This is a genomic window from uncultured Veillonella sp., from assembly GCF_937981445.1.
Classification (GTDB): domain Bacteria; phylum Bacillota; class Negativicutes; order Veillonellales; family Veillonellaceae; genus Veillonella_A.
In genome coordinates, this window is the sequence record NZ_CALJON010000004.1 from 1 (window position 1) to 18,767 (window position 18,767).

Below are 18,767 nucleotides of genomic sequence, written 5' to 3' on the forward strand. Positions count from 1 at the left end.
CCTGATCCTGCAAAGAAATCCATAATAATAGAATTCGAATCCCCATATAACTGTAAGCACCGCTTTATTAGCTCCACTGGTTTTGGATAATCAAAATATGCCTTTCCATCAAATAAATCTTTCAAATACTTTGTAGCATCTTGCGAATGCCCCACATCATCATATTTCCAAATTGTCATTGGAGTAATGCCTTGTTTCACTTCTGATAAAAATCTTTTAATTGAAGGTACATTATTTCCCTCTACCCCGAACCAAATCCTATTATCACTTACATATTCCTCAAAAGTGTCCTTATTCACTCTCCAAGAGTAACCACTAGGTGGCATAACTTTTCTACCACTAGGTGTTGTAATCTCATAAATGTTAGATTCAACTGCTGGTCCTACAGATAAATCGCCTGCTTTCCATAATCCACGAGAATCCTTATCAGGATTACTATACCGATTATTCGCTTCATCACTCCTTGGCAATCCATTACAAACAGCTAAATTAATATTTTTAGCATAACAAAGAATATAGTCATGACTAGTAGAAAAATGTTTCTTCAAATTTACTGGTGCATAGGCACGCTCCCAAATAATCTGTGTTAAAAATCCATCTTCCCCAAAAATCTCATCCATTAATAAACGTAAATTACCATCTTCATGATCATCAATTGATACAAAAACAACACCTGTATCTTTAAGCAGCTTTTTAGCTAAATACAAGCGAGGATACATAAATGTTAACCATGCACTATGAGTTGCTTTTCCCTGAATTGACTTTAGCCGTGCTAATTCACTATCATTCAAATTAAACATGGCTTGTAGTTTTTCATCAGAATATTCAAATTTATCTGGATATATAAATCCATCACTTCCTGTATTATATGGGGGATCTATGTATATAACATCTATACTATTTTCATAATTATTTTGTAAGTGACGCAATACTTCAAGATTGTCTCCTGAGAAAAATAAGTTTTTACTACGTTGATTTTCTTTTTTACTATTGTGAATAATATCTGGACAAATAACTGCGGTAGATGCTTCACCTGCTTGTTTTTTTGCATAATTTTTACCTATAAAATCAAGCTGGTATCCATCGATAAACTCATTAATATTATTTTTTTGTAACTCTTTCTGAAATTTCACTAAATCGAAGCTTGCTTCTTCAATAATACTTCCATTTTCATCAACTTTTTCTGATTTAAAAAAAGAAGGAAGCTTATTTTTTAATTCTTCTAAAAAAGCTGTACTAGATTCTACTGTCTTATTTTTTTCTATTGCATCTCGTATCATAAAGTATCCCTTTACTAACTTATATTAATAACGAGTAATAAGATTTATAGAGCAATCTAATTGACTTAGGGCCACTTCTAGCTCTCTATAAATTTCACCAAACAATGTGTGTCCATATACCACAATAGATTGAACTATAATTTTATTGCAACCGATTTGATTAATCAAATCTTTAGTTTGCTCTGTTCCCCATCCATCAGCCAAAAGATATAATCTCTGATTATTTATATATGGAACTTCGACATTAGCAAATTTCTTATACTCTATATCCACATCAAATTTATATCCATCCTTAACTAAATAAGTCCACAAAATTGTGTCCCATCCTGTAGCATCTCCCGTAAGACCTAAAGATTCACCAGAAAAAGAGGTAACCATATCATCATTAAAAAGCTTAGACGCTGCATCTTCAAACTCAATTTTTTCAATCAGATTACCACTAAGCGGCATAAGATAATAATGCTTGTATCCTAAATCTATGCTGCCAGATAGGGGCTCCCCCCCCCATCGATAATTTTCGATATGCTTTTATCGAGACGGTATTTTGTAATTTCATCAATGGTTTTATACCCATCTTTATAAGCTACAGAATTCTCTTTTATTAGTTCTGGTAACTGTACTAAAATATATTGCCGTTTTCCTTTATCTTCTGCATTTAATTGCATTACAGCATCCGCTGTTGTACCTGATCCTGCAAAGAAATCCATAATAATAGAATTCGAATCCCCATATAACTGTACGCACCGCTTTATTAACTCTACTGGTTTTGGATAATCAAAATATGATTTTCCATCAAACAAATCTTTTAAGCATTTAGTAGCATCTTGTGAATGGCCTACATCAGTATATTTCCAAATTGTCATTGGAGTAATGCCTTGCTTCACTTCTGATAAAAATCTTTTACTTGAAGGTACATTATTCCCCTCCACCCCGAACCAAATCCTATTATCTTTTACATGCTTGTCAAATACAGCCTTTGATAAGCTCCAACTCCTACCGCTTGGTGGTAATACTTTCCTCCCACTAGGTGTTGTAATTTCATAAATATTAGATTCAACTGCTGGTCCAACGGATAAATCAGCTGCTTTCCATAATCCACGAGAATCATTATCAGGATTGCTATACCTATTATTCGCTTCATCACTTCTTGGTAAACCATTACAAACAGCTAAATTAATATTTTTAGCGTAACAAAGAATATAGTCATGACTAGTAGAAAAATGTTTCTTCAAATTTACTGGTGCATAGGCACGCTCCCAAATAATCTGTGTTAAAAATCCATCTTCCCCAAAAATCTCATCCATTAATAAACGTAAATTACCATCTTCATGATCATCAATTGATACAAAAACAACACCTGTATCTTTAAGCAGCTTTTTAGCTAAATACAAGCGAGGATACATAAATGTTAACCATGCACTATGAGTTGCTTTTCCTTGAATTGATTTTAACCTTGCTAATTCATTCTCATTCAAATTAAACATAGCTTGTAATTTTTCATCAGAATATTCAAATTTATCTGGATATATAAATCCATCACTCCCTGTATTATATGGAGGATCTATATACATAACATCTATGCTATTTTCATAATTATTTTGTAAGTGGCGTAATACTTCTAGATTGTCTCCTGAGAAAAATAAATTTTTACTTATTTTATTCTCCCCTTTACTATTATGATTTCTATCAGGAACTATTACTGTTAACGGTTGTTCCCCCGCTTGTCGTTTAGCATAATTTTTACCTACAAAGTCTAGATGATATCCATTTTTTATTTCATCTACATTATGTTCTTTTAAGGCATCAAGGAATTTTTGTGTATCAAAATACCCTTTATTAATTACATTTCCATTTTCATCTTCTCTATAGCCGACATAAAAAGCTGGTAATACCTTTCTTAACTCATTATAAAATGCTATATTAGACTTTACATCTTTATTGTATAAAATATTATCCTTAATCATATCCTTGCTCCATTATTTTACAAGTCAGTTTTCCTTATTTTAACATATAATTATATCATTAATAAAATAATTAATCATAAGCCCCTCTAGAGCAATATTGTCCCTCACATAAAACTCTATCAACGCTTCTACCTAAGATTATACTAACTCCCCCCTACAACAAAACGCCTAGTATTCACATACTAAGCGTTTTATTTATTTCTATTTATTTACTTCCTACGCCCTCTCCTACAGCTCATCTTTCAACTCAATGCTAGTTCCATCGAAGAAGGTAATTTTTCTAACTTCAAAGTCAATTGGCGTATTATCTTTAAAGTCAAAGTATAATAAACGATCATCATCATCGCTGCTATTTAATCGCTCGCTTCTATACCAAGGACCATGATAGCCTGTTTCTTGAACATTGCTATGGAAGGTTACAGTCTTTTCAACGATGCGATTATATTCACCCACCCCCATAATGGTAACGGCTAGCTCAACGTCTTTCACTGGCTTTTCCATAGTTTTTATTTTTGCTATATAGAATAAATTGGGGTTAGTTGAAATGCGATTCAATCGAATAATCAATTCATCTGCAGATACATATTTTGCTATTTCAGCTCTAATAGGCTCATTCACTTCATCAAGTTTCTTTTGATACGCATCATAAATCGTGGTCCATACTGCATCTGCATTAGCAATGGAATCAACCATCCAAGAGCCATTATCTAACTTACTCATTTCAAGCTCTACAGTCACTTCTGTACCAAGGTCTGGTAATTCATAGATAACTGAGGCTACTGCATGATTGCCTATTTTTTCAACAGACTCTATTTTTTTATATTTAAAGCGATCGAAGAATTTTTTATTAAAATTAAAACTATCAATCTTTCCATTTTTATCGGCGTCAGTCTTTTTACCTCGTATATAGTTTTCTAAATTCTTACTTACATTGTCTATATCACTCTGCATTTCATCTTCATACTCATCAAGTATGTCTTCAATAATAGCGTCACTAGAACCTACCACTTGATAACGCGCCATGCTTTTAACAACGCCTGTAAGAATATCCTCTGACACTTGGTCTACGTCCACATGTTGTGAAAAAGTACTCCAATCATGGTTCTCAATAGCCGCACCAATTTGCTTCAAGGAATAGGTTGGTGTTTGTTTATAGTAAAAATAACCGCCCAATGCGCCTACAATCAGCACTACTACAACTATAATGGCCGCAATGAGCCCCGTTTTCTTCTTCGCCCCTTGTGGTGCCATCATAGGACCCTGCGGACCTTGTGGTCCTTGAAAGCCTTGCGGACCTGGATACCCCTGTGGCCCTTGAGGACCCTGGGCCCCCTTGTGGATTTTGAGCCCCTTGAAAGCCTTGATTATTTTGATACGCCCCACCACTTGGTGCCGTAGAACCATTGGGGTTCATGGAATTATTAGGATTTACAGTTTGTTCATTATCGTTCATCATGCCACCTCATCACCTTACAATTTCATAGAAAATAACTATCGAATCATATTTAACATAACTATCTACATCATATAACGCAGATTGCTCTAAATTAAGCAAACTTACCTTATTTAAAATGCCTCCGCATTACTATCCTATTTAAAACGCCTGCTGCATCACGCATCGTATTAAAACTATCTCCGCATCACGCATCGTATTTAAAATGCTTCTGCATCATTCATCTTCGTCTTCAATGCCAGCTCCGTGCCATCTGCAAATTCTACACGTTTTACCTTAAATGACATCTTCACATCATTAAAGTTATTCATATTCGCCGCCCGAAGTTTTTCATACATATCAGAATCCTCTACTAAACGATCAGAATAATAGTAAGTTCGCGTCGTATTTGTCATAGCAATATTTGTATTTTTTAATACTGCTGGAACGCGCAACACTTCATTTTTATTAGAACCAATTCCTTCAAAGACAATGTCCCCTTCAATGGTACTTACTGATTTTTCCCCCACAGTCACAGCAATATTAACTTGTAAGTAGGTATACAATGGGGAATACGCATTGCGTCCCATACGGCGCAGTGTTGGTTTCACCTCTCCTATTTTAACAGCTGCATCAATAGCCTCTTGTGTAGGCTTGTTTATTTCTGCCAGCTTAGCCTGTGCTATCTCATATAGTTCTTCACCAATATCCTCCGCGTTCGCAAGGGACATAATCTCCCAGGTACCATCGCTTAATTGAGTCATTTCAAGCTCTAAGGTAATCTCTTTGTCAAGCTTATTCTGCTTTAAAATAACATAGGCTACGGCCTGTTTACCATGAGTTTCAACAGAATCTATTTTTACAAAATCAAATGTTTTATAGATGCGCTCCACAAGTTCTCGCTCGGTTACATCATCACCATAGCTTGTAGGGGCCTTTTTATTACGCAAAATATTTTCGATTTCAGCGCTTACATTATCTACTAAAATATCGAATTCTTCATTATCAAAAATTTCATCTTTGTCGGATTGCTTTATAGATGTATAGTTATCTGACATACCCATAACTAATAAACCAGCTACAAAGTCTTCTGCTACCTAATCTACATCAACTTGTGCATCAAAGGTATACCAATCATGTTCTTGTATGGCTCGCCCAATAAGTTTCAATGAATAGGTCGGTGTCCGCTTATAATACCAATAGCCACCTGCGGCACCACCAATAATAACGACAATAAGTATTGCTACAATAGCAATAATGGTATTTCGCTTCTGTCCCATACCTAGACCTCCAACCTCAACCCTTGCATAGCACCTCATACATAACAACCTATTCCTCATTCGCTATGCATTACAATCTTTGCATATTTATTTTCATTATACCTTTAAGTTGTCCAACTGTAAAATACATACTACTCATAAGAAATAACTTTTCTGCACTCAATAAAAGCCTCTCGCCAGCTTTTATTCAATCGCCCTAATTACTTTCCTATGTAATACATAATTTCCGCTCTTTACGCCCTATTGACACAAACATTTGTTTGTAATAACATATTTATAGGTAGTTATATCGTTTATTTGTTCGGTTATTTAAATGCTATTTGCCCTACTTAAAAGAGATGTTGTATCTATTGGATGTTGCGGAGGTCTTATGTCTTTGATTAATTATGAATTAGAGCCAAAATCGGATATAGCCTTTGTGGACATGAAGTCTTTTTATGCCAGCGTGGAATGCGTAGAGCGCGGTCTTCATCCCCTCACGACCTCCCTCTGTGTAATGAGTCGCGCCGACAATTCAACAGGCCTTATCTTAGCATCCTCGCCGACTTTCAAGAAAGTATTCGGTAAGGAAAATGTAAGTCGTGCCTATGACTTGCCCTTTTATGTAGACACGCGTAAGTTCAACTACAAAAGAGCCCTTCAACAAGGGCTCCCCATTACACCAACGTTCGTAAAATATATTGAAGATTGGGCCAAACGTACACTCTTCGTGCCACCGCGCATGAGTGTGTATATTTTAAAAAATCTTGAAGTACAACGTATTTTTCATAACTACGCAGCACCTGAAGATATTTGCCCCTATTCCATTGATGAAGGCTTCATTGATTTAACACAGTCACTCAATTATTTTTTGCCTGACCCCCAATTAAGTCGCAAGAAAAAACTCGATATTGTGTCGGCTAAAATTCAACATGACATCTGGCAAACTACAGGAATTTACTCCACCGTGGGCATGTCTAATGCCAATCCGCTACTAGCCAAACTCGCCCTTGATAATGAAGCAAAAACGACCGAAACAATGCGTGCTAATTGGTCCTACGAAGATGTGTGTACCAAAGTCTGGAGTCTCCCTAAGCTCACAGACTTTTGGGGCATTGGCCGGCGTACAGCAGCTCATTTGAACCGCCTTCACATCTTTTCGATTAAAGACTTAGCCCAAAGCAATCCCGATATACTACAACGGGAGATGGGCATTATAGGCCTGCAACTTTGGTTTCATGCCAATGGCGTTGATGAAAGCAATGTACACATGCCTTACCGACCACAGTCTAAAGGCATTGGTAATTCCCAAATTTTGCCGCGCAACTATGACAAGCAGCACGAAATTGAACTCCTCTTAGCGGAAATGGCGGAACAAGTGGCCATTCGGCTAAGAAAAACACATCAACTAGCCCAATGTGTATCTATTTATATTGGCTTTTCAAAAGAGGTCGCTCAGCGCCCCTTACAAGGGCAAATGAAAATTCCTCCGTCACAACTGACAGATGACTTAGTGGCCCATGTAAAAACTCTATTTCGTAAGCATTATAAAGGTGGTGCCGTGCGACAAATAGGAGTGCGTTACTCCAAGCTAAGTAGTGATGAATATCGTATTACATCCCTATTCGAAGATGCGGACACTGTCGAAAAAAACTACAAACTGCAGCGTGCCATTGATAGTATTCGCGAACACCACGGTTTTGTATCCATCCAAAAAGGCTCCTCCTTATTATCCTATTCCCGCGCCATTAAGCGCAGTCGCCTTATCGGTGGGCATTCAGCCGGTGGCTTGGATGGTCTCACATGATAAAACGACTGTATCTCCCCTATGAGTCCGCTAGGGCCTATCGCGATCGAGGTATGGCTAAATGGATGGGTTTCTTTATTTCTGACCATCTCTCGGCCTTGCAAGAAAGTGCGATTACTGTTGAATTTGCAGAGGATGTAAGTGTGGACGAAATCCTAGAATGGCTCAGTCAAATTTATATTCAACAACTTATCATGACGTATTATGTAAAGTCTAAAAAAGGTATTCAAGAAATAAAAGGTCGTATCTTAGAGCTCACCTTGGACCATATGATACTCCAGGTCCCGACTGATACAGCTACGCCTACATATGAACGAATTGAAATTATACATATTATAAAGCTAAGCAAAGGTGGTGATGATGATGCATTCTAGGCCCTTTCAAAAAAATGAAATTCAATTTGCCTATTTTTCGGAAAATTATTTAAAATTTGAAGCTGATTTCTATCGCTACTCCGCCATGCACATTCCGCTAACCTTTTTAACAGACGACATTTTACATAGCATGGCTGAAGCACAAAGTAATTATTTTAAATTAAATAAAGAAAATGCCAAAGATCATCGTGCCCATTATTTCTTCTTTACATTGCAAATTATAAAATCAACGCCTTTAATTCGCCAATATGTGTATGTAGGTCATTCGCTCTGTTCGAGTCCCTTTAACGAGACTACAGAAAAAATTCAAACGGCTAAGTAAAATAAAACTAGCCATAAGATTTGACTACATAGGGGCCCGTTCTTATGGCTAGTTTATTTTATATAAACAATATGTTGCCTCTTCATAGGTGCCGGCAATAGATAATGTGTTAATAATAGAATACAGACCTATTAATATACAACGTATTGTTATATCTAACACTATTAAATTTATTTTTCAAGGCTTACTTTTCTATATAAAGTATCCTTTGGGAATCGTTCTACCACTTCCCAACGGCCTGACAAGTTTTCTAAGAAATCTTTTTCTCTTTTATTACTTACTAAAGCTACTACATGACTAGTCTGATTAATTTTCTCTTCTGCCACAAAAGGCATTACATTTTTATTATTCCAATTCATAGCAGATGGCCTAAGACTTGGAATGTCTTCGGCTTTAGCAAGGCGATAAATTAACTGATTGCTATAAAATACTGATGAAGCTCGATAGTCTCCATAACTTACTACTATATCGCCAGATTTAACAATTGTAGTTACAGCCTTTGAAATAGCTCCGCCTGAGTACATATAACAATATGGTATGGCTACCATGAAGGTTAAAATTGTATATACAATCATGCTTCCTATAGACAAGTATCTTACTATTTTTACATGTGTAACTAACATGCGCCCCATCAATATAGCAATGGGCATCATATATGGCAAGGTATATGTTGTATATTTAGTAGCCATATTTTGAAAAAAGAAAAACACTGTGCCAGCCCAAATTAGCAAAAATAAAGTCGTATCATCCAAGGTTTTCAATTTATCTTTTAAACAAGACCAAGATAAACCTATTTGACCATTATGCTCTTTCCAATAGTTACGTAAGGCAATAGGCAAAGTAAATACCCAAGGAACGAATCCAATACAAAAAATACCGGTGTAATAATACCATACATCTACATTAGGATGCTCCGATACGGTGGCACGTAATACATTATGAACACCTAAAAATACCATGACAAAATCCATACCATGCACTGCATACATATAGAGATACCAAGGCAAGCCTATGACAAAAAAGAAAAGGAAACCCGAAAACAATTTCATATGCTTAAAAGCCTTTACATCTCGCTTCATAAGAAGAAATATTATAGCAATTAAACCTGGCAATAATAGCCCTATGGGCCCTTTAGTAAGTACGGCTAAAGCAGCAAACCCATAAGCCCCCCAATACCATTTATAGTCGGTTTTATAGCCTAAATAAAAGCAAATCAAACTGGCACTAAAAAATACAAATAAGGTCATATCAGTAATCACGGCCTTAGAAATGAGCCAATACTCAAATGATGTGCCTAGTACTAAGCTAGAAACCAAAGCAGTTTTACGATTATACAAATAAGTAGTAAAACCATAGGTTAGGTATAAGCCCAAGAGTCCTGTTAAGGCCGTAAAAAATCGAGCTGACCACTCAGAAATGCCCCATAATTTAAAGGCACCGATTAGTTCCCAGTAAAAGAAAATAGGCTTATCATACCAATAATTACCATAGATTTGCGGTGACATATAATTATGCGCTGCCACCATCTCTTTAGCGGTTAATACATAATTTGACTCTACTGGATCTGTAATAAATAATGCATCATTACCAAGAAAAAATAGACAGATACTAACTAAAGTCAATATTACTAGATGAGTTTGTAACTCATACTTTTGAAATAAAGCCTTCTTAATCGATTGGTAAGTTATTTTATGCATTGTAGATGTTGCTAACTCTTGATGACCTAAAACGCCTTGTGCCTTTAATTTAATATTCGCTTTCATCTCTTGGCTCTCCCTTATTCTTTGCCTTGTACAACAGCTTCTTGTTTCATATTAGTCTCCTTGTGGCTTACTATATTTTGTTTCAATCCAATCCACGAATTGCACCAAGTCATGCCATAGTATTGCACTAATTTAACACTGCCATATCCAATACATAGTCCAAGAATGATACCACCCAATACATCTGTTGGATAATGTACGGTTAAATATAAACGGGAAAAAGCCATACTAATTGCTAGCCCCAATACAAGGTAACGACCGTTAAGTCGATGCATAAGTGCTATCGTAGCTATAGCAAAAGAAGACCACGTATGACCAGACGGAAAGGAATAGCCACTAGGTGGCGTAATCAACAAGGACAAAGAAGGGTCCACTATAAAAGGCCGAAATCGGGCAATAAGGGGCTTAAGTCCTATATTGCAAATTAATACGCCAAGACATAATGCGATTATCATAGTAAATCCAGTCTTCCGATATTTCTTATTTATTAGCAAATATAGGCCTAATACAATCCACATAGCACCACTGTCACCGAGCTTGGTAAACCACACCATGCCCATATCAAGCCAAGATGTATGAATATATTGTACAATCATATGTAATATAGTTAAGTCAATCTGTGTAATCCAATCCATAATACGTACCTCATATCATTATGTTTCTTAATTCTAATGTTATTGCACTCAGTATACACAAAAGACTTAAACAACTTGTTAGTAAGTTTTAAAAGAATTTTAAACAAATGCACATAAAAAAAGACCTACCCATGCTCCCACATGAGTAGATCTTTTTACTTATTCTATTAGTAACACGGCCCGATTGTATTACGTTAAGGTTCTATGCGTTAGATGTAAACTAAATTTTAAATCGATAGCCTACACCCCAAACGGTTTCAATATATTTAGGATTACTAGGGTCATCTTCAATTTTATCTCGCAAGCGATTGATGTGAACAGCCACCGTGGCCACATCGCCTACAGCATCAAAACCCCATATTTTTTCGTACAAGCTTTCTTTATCGAATACAATGTCTGCGTTTTTCACTAGAAAAACGAGTAATTCATATTCCTTATTTTTTAAATACACTTCCTCATTATGTACGAAAACACGATGAGCACTTGGTTGTATGCGCAAATGGCCCACTACATATTCTGTATCACGCGCATCAGTACCAACGCCATGGGAGCCCACAAGGCGTTCGTATTGTGCCAAGTTGGCCTTCACACGAGCCACTAGAATGCTAGGGGAAAATGGTTTTTCAATATAGTCATCAGCCCCTAGTCCAAGACCACGAATTTTATCAATATCTTCTTGTTTTGCTGTAACGAGTAAAATAGGAATCGTAAGTTCTTTGCGCAATTCTTTACAAATAGCGAAACCATCCATGGTCGGAAGCATCACGTCTAGTAAAATTAAATTAAACTGTCCTGATAAGGCTCGTTCTAAACCTTCTTGACCATCGGCCACAATCTCCACTTCAAAGCCATTAATCTCCAAATAATCTCGCTCAATTTCAGCAATAGCTTGGTCATCTTCTATAATTAAAATCCGTTTCATGAATTAACTCCTTTATATACCCCTTTATGCAATTCTTTATATACCCTTTTATATAAGCCCTTATACTTCTTTGTATAACTCTTTATACAAAACCTTTTACCACTCTTTTTATAATTCCTTATATCGTCCTTCACCTAGCACGTTCAGCTGATCCTAAATCTAATATTGTATCCTATACTATGCTAAGCCTTTATCTAGCATTTTCATCCAAATGCGGTAAGGTAATGGTTATGGCTAATCCCTGTGGTGCTACTAGGGACGCTTCGACCTGACCCGCCATACGATGCACTAATTTTTGCACGATAGCAAGGCCTAAACCACTGCCCTTTTGTGGCTGACGCCGTGCCGCATCACCACGATAAAACACATCAAATAAACGCGCCAAAACATCAGAGTTTACGCCTGGACCATCATCGGCAATACATAATTGAACAGCCCTAGTCTTACCTAGCAGTCCCGCCGATGGTGCATCACTTGCCGAGGACACAAGCTTACAGCATATAACGGCATGGCCCTGATTTTGCACCTTGTATTTCACAGAATTATCTAGAATATTGGTAATAATACGATTTAGCTGGAATGTATCAGCCCATACAGCTATCGTGGAATCCACTGGCTCGAGCTCCACAAGCAGGCCTTTTTGAGCGTAATTGTCTTTTTCTCGTTCATAGAAATCTTGTAAAAACTGCTGTAAATTCACAGCTTCTGGATAATAGGGATATTCATCTAAGTCCATTTTAGAAAAAGCAAATAGCTCTGTAATCATATGCTCTAATTCATTAGATTTAGTCAAAATCATCTGTGCATACTTGGCCCGCTTATCTGGCGTGGACGCCACATTGTCAGCGAGACCCTCTGCATACGCTTTAATAGATGTTAAAGGAGACCGTAAGTCATGTGAAATGCTGGCTAGTAATTCTTTTCGATTTGTCTCTTGCCGCTGCACCAGTTCCACCGACTCTTTCAAGCGTTTAGCCATGTCATTAAAATCTTCGCACACTGGCTTAAATTCGTCATTCCGATCATACTTAAGGCTTACACTCAAATTTCCCTCTTTAATTTCCTTTACGCCCTTAGATAAAGTAGTTAGAGCCGATTTTATAGAATTAAACGTAAATCGTGTAAGCAGTCGATTTGCCACTAAAATAATTCCCACAATGCATATAAAAATAAAAATAAGCGTATATTTTACAGTATTTTTCCCTGGCCAATGCAAGGTGTTAAGCTCATAACCAAATACATAGGCCTTGTATAGCCCTTGTTCCGTCATGATATGGCGTACTGATACAGCCTCTTCGCCAGCTGAAATAATGCCCGTATGATCTAAGGTATCCGCTACAGTACGTAAACGATTGGCCTCATTATCAGGCTCAATGCCCCAAGTACACAATTCACCACTTGGATCTTTTACTTGCACTGTGTACCCCGTTAAATACCGCAAAGACGTGGCCACATCAGATATTTTAGGATTTTGACCACGGCGACTTGTTTCTAAAATCTTGCCTTCAATCTGCGTCAACATAAAGGTACTATTTTGCTCAAAATCTTCTAAATCCTGAACGCCTATATTATTTTGTTGCACTAAAGGAGCCCACAAGGCGGTAATGCCAAAAAACAGCACTACCACGGCCAATACAGCGGGGATAGCAATCATCAAAAAGTTAGAAATAGATAATCGATTTTTTATTGTCATTAAAGCCCTCCATACTCTTTCTAACTCATTATAGTTAATAATTCTTCATTACACCCACTACATTCAAATTATATATATTACAACTCTTCATTCTTTTCAAGTAAACGCTTATAGCTTTTTTCCATTAAAATAGCACCCAAAGGTGTAGTAATAACGATGGCCATAACAGCTGCGGTTAAAATAAGATGACCACTAGCAAGGCCCATAGTTAGGGGAATCCCACCAATGGCAGCTTGCACAGATGCCTTAGGCCAATAGGACACTATCGTATAAAGACGCTCTTTTTTATTTAACGGTGAGCCACTCACACTAATCAATACACCTAAGGACCGAGCCAATAATCCTAATACTAAAAGCACCACTAATGTAGCCCCTGCCATGGTAATGTATGGAATATTAATAGCTGCCCCTACGAGGACAAATAAGAGTACTTCTGTAGGTCCCCATAAAACTGACACGCTATGCGATATATGTTGCCCCACCTCATCAGTACTTAAGGAGCGCACTAAACTGGCCATGACCATAACAGCTAATAGACCTGATGTAGGAATCCATTGACCTATATAATTGCCTAAGTTCATTAATCCTATCGATACGCCCACTAGCACAATACCGGCACTCATCACATTAGTAGGTTTCCACATCATAAATAGGCGCCACATAATGAAACCACCCAAAGTCCCTATAACAAGGCCCATACTAATGGCAATGGGAAACTCTTCTACGACCTGTAATAAAGTCATATTGCCTTTTATAAAATCAAGCAACACGCCAAAGATGGTAACTACAATAATATCATCGAGGGCTGACCCAGCTAGTAATAATTGTGGCACCCCCTTTTTAATGCCATATTTTTCCTTTATTAATTCCGTCATTCTAAACACTACGACCGCTGGTGATACGGCACATACGACGGCACCAAATAAAAAACCTTCCACCCAAGAGAGTTGAAATAACCAATGACTCAAACTGGCCAAAGTAATAATTTCTAACGCTGAGGGCAAAAAGGCCATGCCCACCACAGGCCGTCCTAAAGTGCGAATGTCTTTAATGCGAAGAGATATGCCGGCTTTTAATAAAATAACGAGCAATGCCAAAGTGCGAAACTCACCACTTACAGCTATCATATCATCGCTTAATAACTGAAATCCCATAGGCCCCAAAACAATTCCTACGAGAATCATCCCAATAATTCGTGGAATGCGCAGCAAATTGGCTACATAAGAACCAGCCATACCGCCTAAAAATATATAGGCTAAGGATACTAACATACATGCCTCCAAAACGCTAAGTAGCGCAATATATAAAATATAAACTCGACTCCAGTCAACTGTATAAAAACGCCATGCTATTGCCACTACACCACAAAATGCAATCCTACTAAGGCTACACGGCAACAATAGCACTAGACACTACGCGTTTACATCATCTTTGACTCCACTACCATCAAAATACCAGCCCCTACAGAAATAGTCGCTGGTCCCCGCCATTCATTACTGACGCCCAGGGGAAATGAATTAGTAAAGGTAACCTCATCTACTTCATATTTTGTACCTTTTATACGTACTTTTTCACAAATATCCGTAAGGGAAAATACAGATAATGCATAATTCAATCTCGGCTGTAAGGTAATAGTCCTTTCACTCAATACATGGACCCGTTGATTTTGACTAAACAGGGTTACCGATGCCCCTTCTTTGACAGCAAATGTGGCCGCTTGAATATTCCCCCACAAATGGTCAAAGCGACCACCAAAAGCACAATACATATAAATCTGAGAGGCCCCTTCTCCTATAGCGTAGCGAAGGGCTGCTAATGCATCGGTATCATCCTTTTCTACAGGTAACGTAAGGACAGGTATATCAGTTGGTATTTGTCCTTCATAGGAATCAAAATCCCCTACTAATAAATGAGGCTTGATTCCATTTTTCTTAGCATATGTATAGCCTCTATCGCACGCAATAATATAATCGGCGCGTTCTATCTGGTCAAAACTATCCTCTGTGCCACCAAGGATAATTGCGCAAATTTGTTTCATACGAACTCCCTATTATGTACTATGACTTTCTTATATATCGTGTACTATAACTCTCTTTATATAAAATCTTACTTTATAGTATATACGATTATAATACGCGTCAGTATAGAAAAATGCAAAGTTTATAAAAATTTTAAAAATAAACTAATCACTCCAATAAAAAAAATTAATCATCACGACTAGAATGTAAAGCTCCCATATAAGACCACGTACTCAAAGCAGAATCTAAATCCACCCTAGATTGTTCTATACAATATGGCAAACGCCAAAAATATAGCACACTCATATAACACAAAAAACTATAGCACATGCATATAACACTAAAAACTATAGCACATGCATATAACGCCAAAAACTATAGTACACGCATATAACATCAAAAACTATAGTACACGCATATAACATCAAAAACTATAGCACAAAAAGCCGCCTCACTAATCTCTTACTAGATTAATGAAGCGGCTTCTTTGCTTGTTTCTTTATTTTTATTTATTTGCTTGTTTCTTTATTTCGTTAACTTATTTGTTATTTTTTAGCTTTTTTTTTCATCCAACGATTATCAAAGCTAAAGCGACCAGGGCCAACGATGAAGAGCATAATCGCACCAAACATCATTTGAGAAGGATAATCCCATTTAAAGAACCCATGACCAAGGTCTACTAAAGTAGCCACTAATAAAGTGCCTGCTACTAGCAAAGTACCTAAGCGAGTAAATAAACCAAGGATAATTAATAGACCTCCCACTAATTCAGCAAAGGCTGCCATTGTACCAAGGAATAAATAGCCCCCTGTAATACCAAATTGACCTAGCATAGAACCTACACCATATAGCATTTGTTCGCCACCGGCAAATTTTAAATACCCATGAACCATCATGGATAAACCAAGTACAATACGATAAAATAATAAGCCTTGATCTTTTAAGTTAAAGTTAAATAATAATTGTTTCATACTACACGACTCCTTTTCCACTATCACAAATTCTGTCGTCTTATTTGTGATACTTTAATTCACACATTATACATACAACAACTAATTCATTCCTATGTATCACTAGCCAATAACTAGTAATATTCTCAATTACATGTTGTATTATAACGAGAATTTTATCATTCGTCAAGTAGTAAATCTATTTTTTTAGATGTATTAGCGACCCACTACGCTGATGCGTTCTTGTACATGTTTGCCCGCTTCGATTTCGTCAACCATAGCAATGGCATAATCCGCATAACTTACTACACTTTCGCCCTTATCATTAAGAGTAAATTCTTCACCGGCTAAAATATATTCACCTGCACGAGGGGCTTCAGCTTGGAAATCAGCAGCAGGACTTACAAAGGTCCATTTTACATCATTACGTTTACGTAACGCTGCTAATTCATCAGTTTGTGCCTTAGCCAATGGATAGAATACTTTAGGGAATTCTGGCGTATCAAGTAATTGCACAGTATGTTCTTTATTAACATATAAACTACCAGCCCCGCCTACTACAAGTAAACGAGTCGTACTACCAGAAAGTAAATCAGCTAGATGCATAACAGATTTTGTATGAAGATCTAACGTATCTGGTGCAAATGTACCAAAGGCATCAACAACAGCATCAAAACCAGCTAAATCTTCTTTAGTTAAATCAAAAATATCTTTTTGTACAAATTGTTTTGCTTCGGACTTATTGGCACTGCGAGCAAAACCAGTTACTTCGTGACCACGGCTCAATGCTTCAGCAACAACTAATTTACCAACTTTACCATTTGAACTTACTACTGCGATTTTCATATACTCATCCTCCATTATACAGGGCCTTCATATAGGCCTACTCTCTACACACTCTTATCATTACAAGACAAATACAACCCTATAATTACCTATGGGGCAGACACAATAATATATATACGGTACATAGCTTGGATTGCTTGGATTGCTTGGATAGCTTGGATAACTTAGATACCTTACATATCTTAGGTAATGTATATCGCTTAGATACTTTACATAACACGCATATGTCTTAATCAAATCGTTAGTGCTTATTATTTATCTTGTAATGATTTTGTTTACATGATGATTATACGACACTCAAGATGTAATGTCAATGGTTACATTTTATTTTTTTAATAAAAAAACGCTAACTAGTAGGTAAGTCCTACTATTAGATGGAGCTCTAGTCTAATAGCAGCCAGCTTACACTTACTGTTAGCGTCTTATTACTTTCTATCTTCCCTATGACAATACTATTTGTTTATATGTATCGCTTCGGGATATTTTGTTATTTTATTCCCCTCGTTCGCGTCCTTCTTCAGGTTTCATCAAAGGGAAGAAAATAACATCGCGAATGGATGGACTATCTGTTAGGAACATAACTAATCGGTCGATGCCAATACCGAGGCCTGCCGTTGGAGGTAAACCATATTCTAGGGCATCAATAAAATCTTCGTCCATCTGATGTGCTGATTCATCGCCTAATTCACGTTCCCGCATTTGCTGTTCAAAGCGCGTCCGCTGATCGAAAGGATCATTGAGCTCGGAAAAGCCATTCGCTAATTCACGGCCAAAAATATAAGCTTCAAATCGATCCGTAAGCCATGGTTTTTCTCGGCTTTGCTTAGCTAGTGGTGATATTTCCAATGGATGACCAGTTATGATCGTAGGCTGAATTAATTGCCCTTCCGCTACTTTTTCAAAGCATGCATTCATGACCTTGCCAATGCCATCATGGTCACTGTACTCAGCGCCTAAGCGATCCGCTAATTGCTGGGCATCATCCAGTGTTTCTACTTCGTCAAAGTCTTCACCGGAGTACTTTTTAATCGCTTCCACCATGGTCATACGCTGCCAAGGTTCTTTAAAATCAATCTCCACCCCTTGGTACATGACCTTGGTGGACCCTGTCACTTGTTCCGCACAATAACAAACTAAATCTTCAATTTGCTTAATCATGTCATTATAGTCGGCATATGCTTGATAGGTCTCCACCATAGTAAATTCTGGGTAATGACTCTTATCAATCCCTTCATTGCGGAAGTTTCGGTTAATTTCAAAGACGCGGTCAAAACCACCTACGATGAGGCGTTTTAAATATAATTCAGGCGAAATACGCAAGTACACATCCATATCATGGGCATTGTGATGGGTAATAAAAGGCCGTGCTACAGCGCCACCGTATAGGTTTTGCATCATCGGCGTTTCCACTTCCATAAAATTGCGTTTTAAAAGCCAATCTCTAATACAAGCAATAATATGAGCCCGCTTTTTAAATACATCGCGCACTTTAGGATTCATAA

At 37.2% G+C, this 18,767-nt stretch carries 18 protein-coding genes; 3 read left to right on the forward strand and 15 right to left on the reverse strand.

Going from position 1 to position 18,767, the window contains the following annotated elements; translation table 11 throughout:
• The 6 genes from Q0376_RS00835 to Q0376_RS00860 all read right to left on the reverse strand — a co-directional run.
• Positions 1 to 1,280, reverse strand: a 1,280-nt coding sequence (locus Q0376_RS00835; RefSeq protein ID WP_298703089.1) for a site-specific DNA-methyltransferase, incomplete at its 3' end; no start/stop codon positions are given.
• A 24-nt stretch (positions 1,281 to 1,304) separates the two neighbouring features.
• Entirely contained in the window at positions 1,305 to 1,730 is a 426-nt protein-coding gene (locus tag Q0376_RS00840) for a hypothetical protein (RefSeq protein WP_298703090.1), read from the reverse strand.
• A gap of 26 nt (positions 1,731 to 1,756) precedes the next feature.
• A complete protein-coding gene (locus Q0376_RS00845; protein WP_298703091.1) occupies positions 1,757 to 3,244 on the reverse strand; it encodes a site-specific DNA-methyltransferase in 1,488 nt (495 codons plus the stop codon).
• A 228-nt stretch (positions 3,245 to 3,472) separates the two neighbouring features.
• Positions 3,473 to 4,648, reverse strand: coding sequence for a collagen-like protein (locus tag Q0376_RS00850; protein WP_298703092.1), 1,176 nt, complete (start codon positions 4,646 to 4,648; stop codon positions 3,473 to 3,475).
• A gap of 249 nt (positions 4,649 to 4,897) precedes the next feature.
• Positions 4,898 to 5,734, reverse strand: a complete 837-nt coding sequence (locus Q0376_RS00855) for a hypothetical protein (protein WP_298703093.1) — start codon at positions 5,732 to 5,734, stop codon at positions 4,898 to 4,900.
• A 39-nt stretch (positions 5,735 to 5,773) separates the two neighbouring features.
• Positions 5,774 to 5,956 (reverse strand): hypothetical protein, encoded by a 183-nt coding sequence (locus Q0376_RS00860; protein ID WP_298703094.1) that lies wholly within the window; start codon positions 5,954 to 5,956, stop codon positions 5,774 to 5,776.
• 370 nt (positions 5,957 to 6,326) lie between these two features.
• On the opposite strand from Q0376_RS00860, the gene Q0376_RS09300 reads away from it, so the two are divergent.
• Genes Q0376_RS09300 through Q0376_RS00880 form a run of 3 tightly spaced genes read left to right on the forward strand, consistent with a single transcriptional unit; the run spans position 6,327 to position 8,438 of the window.
• Positions 6,327 to 7,742 carry a Y-family DNA polymerase gene (locus Q0376_RS09300; protein ID WP_363302972.1) on the forward strand — a complete coding sequence of 472 codons (1,416 nt, stop codon included), beginning with the start codon at positions 6,327 to 6,329 and terminating at the stop codon, positions 7,740 to 7,742.
• Positions 7,739 to 8,116: a hypothetical protein gene (locus tag Q0376_RS00875; protein ID WP_298703095.1), complete on the forward strand. Its 378-nt coding sequence runs from the start codon at positions 7,739 to 7,741 to the stop codon at positions 8,114 to 8,116. The genes Q0376_RS09300 and Q0376_RS00875 overlap by 4 nt, the downstream gene beginning before the upstream one ends.
• Positions 8,103 to 8,438: a DUF5960 family protein gene (locus tag Q0376_RS00880; protein ID WP_298703096.1), complete on the forward strand. Its 336-nt coding sequence runs from the start codon at positions 8,103 to 8,105 to the stop codon at positions 8,436 to 8,438. The genes Q0376_RS00875 and Q0376_RS00880 overlap by 14 nt, the downstream gene beginning before the upstream one ends.
• A 170-nt stretch (positions 8,439 to 8,608) precedes the next feature.
• On the opposite strand, the gene Q0376_RS00885 is transcribed toward Q0376_RS00880, so the two are convergent.
• The 9 genes from Q0376_RS00885 to lysS all read right to left on the reverse strand — a co-directional run.
• Positions 8,609 to 10,201 (reverse strand): glycosyltransferase family 39 protein, encoded by a 1,593-nt coding sequence (locus Q0376_RS00885; RefSeq protein WP_298703097.1) that lies wholly within the window; start codon positions 10,199 to 10,201, stop codon positions 8,609 to 8,611.
• 14 nt (positions 10,202 to 10,215) lie between these two features.
• The gene (locus tag Q0376_RS00890) at positions 10,216 to 10,836 is read right to left on the reverse strand and encodes a phosphatase PAP2 family protein (protein WP_298703098.1); all 621 of its coding nucleotides are present in this window, start codon (positions 10,834 to 10,836) and stop codon (positions 10,216 to 10,218) included.
• Between the two features lie 220 nt (positions 10,837 to 11,056).
• Positions 11,057 to 11,758: a response regulator transcription factor gene (locus tag Q0376_RS00895; RefSeq protein ID WP_298703099.1), complete on the reverse strand. Its 702-nt coding sequence runs from the start codon at positions 11,756 to 11,758 to the stop codon at positions 11,057 to 11,059.
• Positions 11,759 to 11,948: 190 nt separating this feature from the next.
• A complete protein-coding gene (locus Q0376_RS00900; protein ID WP_298703100.1) occupies positions 11,949 to 13,451 on the reverse strand; it encodes a HAMP domain-containing sensor histidine kinase in 1,503 nt (500 codons plus the stop codon).
• 77 nt (positions 13,452 to 13,528) lie between these two features.
• Entirely contained in the window at positions 13,529 to 14,722 is a 1,194-nt protein-coding gene (locus Q0376_RS00905; protein WP_298703101.1) for a sodium:proton antiporter, read from the reverse strand.
• A 149-nt stretch (positions 14,723 to 14,871) separates the two neighbouring features.
• A complete protein-coding gene (locus Q0376_RS00910) occupies positions 14,872 to 15,489 on the reverse strand; it encodes a thiamine diphosphokinase (protein WP_298703102.1) in 618 nt (205 codons plus the stop codon).
• Positions 15,490 to 16,014: 525 nt separating this feature from the next.
• Positions 16,015 to 16,440 carry a DoxX family protein gene (locus Q0376_RS00915; RefSeq protein ID WP_298703103.1) on the reverse strand — a complete coding sequence of 142 codons (426 nt, stop codon included), beginning with the start codon at positions 16,438 to 16,440 and terminating at the stop codon, positions 16,015 to 16,017.
• 195 nt (positions 16,441 to 16,635) lie between these two features.
• Positions 16,636 to 17,265 carry an SDR family oxidoreductase gene (locus tag Q0376_RS00920; protein WP_298703104.1) on the reverse strand — a complete coding sequence of 210 codons (630 nt, stop codon included), beginning with the start codon at positions 17,263 to 17,265 and terminating at the stop codon, positions 16,636 to 16,638.
• A gap of 492 nt (positions 17,266 to 17,757) precedes the next feature.
• A partial coding sequence (lysS, locus tag Q0376_RS00925) for a lysine--tRNA ligase (protein WP_298703105.1) occupies positions 17,758 to 18,767 on the reverse strand: 1,010 nt, incomplete at its 5' end.